General features: G+C 62.9%; 4 protein-coding genes. 2 read left to right on the top strand and 2 right to left on the bottom strand.

Features of this window, described 5'->3' with window-relative positions; translation table 11 throughout:
* Nucleotides 1-524 precede the first annotated feature (524 nt).
* Together NFE57_RS16490 and NFE57_RS16485 are read right to left on the bottom strand one after the other, a co-directional pair.
* Nucleotides 525-1,676: an NAD(P)/FAD-dependent oxidoreductase gene (locus NFE57_RS16490; RefSeq protein WP_252136682.1), complete on the bottom strand. Its 1,152-nt coding sequence runs from the start codon at nt 1,674-1,676 to the stop codon at nt 525-527.
* A gap of 116 nt (nt 1,677-1,792) precedes the next feature.
* A complete protein-coding gene (locus NFE57_RS16485) occupies nt 1,793-2,362 on the bottom strand; it encodes a ferritin-like domain-containing protein (protein WP_252136681.1) in 570 nt (189 codons plus the stop codon).
* 213 nt (nt 2,363-2,575) lie between these two features.
* On the opposite strand from NFE57_RS16485, the gene NFE57_RS16480 reads away from it, so the two are divergent.
* The gene (locus NFE57_RS16480) at nt 2,576-2,971 is read left to right on the top strand and encodes an SDR family NAD(P)-dependent oxidoreductase (protein ID WP_252136680.1); all 396 of its coding nucleotides are present in this window, start codon (nt 2,576-2,578) and stop codon (nt 2,969-2,971) included.
* Nucleotides 2,972-3,201: 230 nt separating this feature from the next.
* Entirely contained in the window at nt 3,202-3,390 is a 189-nt protein-coding gene (locus tag NFE57_RS16475; protein ID WP_252136679.1) for a DUF3008 family protein, read from the top strand.
* Nucleotides 3,391-3,555 lie beyond the last annotated feature (165 nt).

Here is a 3,555-nt window from a genome sequence, read left to right as displayed (position 1 = left end):
CCTGTCCGAAAGTCCTCGCGCTGACGAGGCCCCACACCCGCCCGTCCGCAGGCACGGTCATCCCCGCGACGTCCGCATCCTGCCGCGCTCGCGGGATTTTCATTAGACCGCCAGCGCACGCATATGATGTCGCTCGACGATTATCTAAACGAAGGCCTGCCTTTATACGATTTGGCCAAGAAGCGGGTGGTCCGGTTTCGGCCAGTTCCTGCCTCAGCAAGCGGCTGAATAAACGGCAGGTATCGATGGACGAATATAAGGACGCGAATGGCGGCTATGTTGGCGTCTGCTGACCGCGGCGTTGGTTCAAACGAACGGGAGCTTCGTTTTCGTACCTTGAACCAGATAGCCCCGAGGCGGCCCAAGAGCCGCTGTACCGCTCTCGGCGTGAGCTGCTGGTCAACGACACACTCCAAATATTCCGCTCAGGCCGGAACAGCTTTAAAAGTGGCCGTCTTGACGCCTGAAAGACCGTTGGAGGTAAGCCGATGTCGTTTCGCCAAATATGATGCGTCCCTCGAAATCTACACAAAGCGATAGGGATCAAAGCAATCGGCAGCCGGATCGGGCCTCCCGACGAGGGCTGCCGCGATCAATTCGGCGCCGAGTGCGGCGAAGCTGACGCCGTTGCCACCGAATCCGCTGGCCAACCAGAGGCGCTCGTGACCGAGGGCGCGCCCGATTGCCGGCAGGCCATCGGGGGACGTCCCGAAAGCCGCTGACCAAGCGCAATCCACTTCGATCTCGTCTATCGCGATCATCGCGGCCAGCTTTGCCTGGATCGTGCCGCTCTTGCCGCCGATCAGCGCATCGCGCTGGCGCGCATCAGCGAAATTCTCATCCTCGCCGCCGGCAATGATTCTCCCGTCCGCGGTGGCGCGCGCATAGAGATAGGGAGAGGACGCTTCCCATATCATCGCATTCTCTCGCCACAGCGGAGCGCAACGCGGCGGCGTCGCGATCGCATAGCTGCAGCCTATCGCGAAGGCTGGCGGTAGGAACCAGACGGCTCGTTCATAGCCGGTCGCGAGGATCACTTCGCGGGCGGCGATGCGACGGCCGTCGCCGGTCCACAGCAACGTGGCGACACCTTGTGGTTCAAGCCGCGTCACGTCAACGGGAAAGCAGGCTGTCGCGCCGTTCTTTCGCGCGCGGGCGAGCAGCGCCAGCGTCAACCTGACGGGGTCGACTTCATAGCTGTCGCGCGACAGCAAGGCGGCGCGGGGCGCGATCCCGAAGCGTAGCGCGACCGTATCGCCATCGAGATCGTCTGACGGCAGCCCGGCCCGGCGCCGCACATCGCCTTCCACCCGCAACGCGTCGTCGTCGAGCAGGACGCCGGCGAGATAAAGCTCCGGGCGGTCGATCCGGTCGCAGTCGATACCGGCATCGTCGATATGCTCGGCCAGCCTGCGGACTGCAGCATGGACGCGCCGCCAGCACCGCGCCGCCTCCTGCTCGCCAATCCGCTGCGCGAGGTGCGACAAGGGCACGTCGGCGCCCCACATGACGAGCGCGGTGGAAGCCGCCGTGCTGCCATGCGCGGGCGGACGGCGGTCGAACAGCGCAACCCCGCGTCCGGCAGCGGCAAGCCGGTCGGCCAGCATCGCCCCCATCACGCCCGCGCCGACGATGGCGATATCGACCGTGCCATCGGGCAAGTCGTCGCTCGTCACGTGGCTGCTGTCGTCGGCGATCCAACAGGGGTGGCCGCCGCGCAAATCCCTGCTCTCGGTCAGTTCCAAACGCGGTCTCCGATTGAGAGTCGGGCGCGGGAGCGAGCCCCGCGATACTATTTCAGGAAGGGCTTGCCTTCATGAGCAACGAGAAGATCGTGCATGTCCGAGGCATGATCCTCCTCCTCGGCGAGGATATGTTCGAGCATGATCCGCGTGGTTGGATCGTCGTCGCCGAAATAGCGGATCAGTTCCTGATAATGCTCGATCACCAGACGCTCGGCGACCAGATCGTCCTTGATCATCTGCACGAGATCGCCGCCCTGGCCGTATTCGGTCGCGGCACGGCTCGCGAGGCCCTCGGGATCGAGGTCGGGCACGCCGCCGAGCTGGTCGATCCGCTCGGCCGCCATCAGCATGTGGTCATGCTCGCTCTCGGCATGTTCGGCGAATTCCTTGGCGACGCTCTTACTCGTGATCCCCTCGGCCGCGATGGAGTGCATGCGGTAACGAAGAAAACAGACCAACTCGGTCGCGACCACGGTTTGAAGCAGGGCGATCGTCCGGTCAGCATCCCCCCTGTAGCTCGGCATCACCGCACCGTCATCCAGCGACTTCTTTGCGCGCGCTCGCAGAGTTTTGACGTCGGTCAGGAACGCCGTATCTTCCTTGGTTTTGGCGGGCATCGCACTCCTCCGTTCATTGCGATCCTAAACAAGTCGATCGACATGCTACGAGCGGCGGGGGCCAAGGTTCCGCCGCCCAACGAAACATTGATCGGTCATAGAGGTTGCCGAGTTTCTTGTGCGGGTCGGGGAAACTCCCGCGATCTCCTGAGCGTCTTTTGGGAACGGCGGTCTGCTGCTCAAAGCTCTCCCACCCGCGCCAAAGTTTTCACAATGGGTATTCCCGGCAGACCGGCGGAACCAGTCATCCGCGGCGCGGACAGTGGGATTGGCCGCGCGAAGGCCGTGGCCTTCGCGCGAGAAGGCGCCGATGTTCTGATTCTCTATCTTTGCGATGACGAGGATACGAAGGAAACGGCGCGGCTGGTCGAAGCAGCCGGCCGCAAGGCGGTGTTTGTCTCTGGTGACCTGAGCGACCCGGCGCATTGCCGCGAGGTCGTGAACAAGGGGATTGCGGCGCAGGGTTCAATCGACGTGCTGATCAGCAACGCCGCCCATCAGGTGACTTTTGATAAGTGTGAGGACATTTCCGCCGAAGAATGGCGCAAGACCTTGGCGACAAATGTCGATCCGCTTTGCATCTCCCCAAGGCGGCGCTGCCTCATATGACGGCCGGCGGATCGATCATTGCCACCGCCTCGATAATTCGGGCCAGCCGAGCCCACATATGTTGCCTTATGCGACGACCAAGGGCCGATCCGCGATTTCGTCTCCGGACGAGCGTTCCTCTGATCCATCCAACGCCCCCCGGTGCCGACGAACTCGTTCACATGGGTTAGGGCCGCGGCACCAGGATGCCATACGCGCGTTGATCGCTTCCCCACGAAGGAGACGATGTCATGCCAGCCAAGTCAGCAGCACAGCAGAAGGCGGCCGGCGCCGCGCTGTCCGCGAAACGCGGCGATCAGCCCAAATCGAAGCTCAATGGCGCGGCGAAGAGCATGGAGGAATCCATGAGCGAGAAGGAACTCGAAAAAATGGCCCATACCAAGCGCAAGGGAATGTCGGAGCACAGCAGCAAGAGCTGACGAGTGAGCCGCGCTGCCGGAGCGTTTCCCGCCCGAAGGGCTAGAGCGGGATGACGTGGGATTGAATCGATAGGGGATTCACGAGGGCGTATAGATGTGATTCAAGATGCTGGCTGGGCATGGAGGCCAGCGAGCATGGCGCGACCTTATTCGATGGACCTGCGT

The organism is Hephaestia sp. MAHUQ-44, from assembly GCF_023806085.1.
Lineage (GTDB): Bacteria > Pseudomonadota > Alphaproteobacteria > Sphingomonadales > Sphingomonadaceae > Sphingomonas.
Note: the sequence above shows the minus strand (reverse complement) of the source record. Positions and strands in the feature narration are given on the sequence as shown.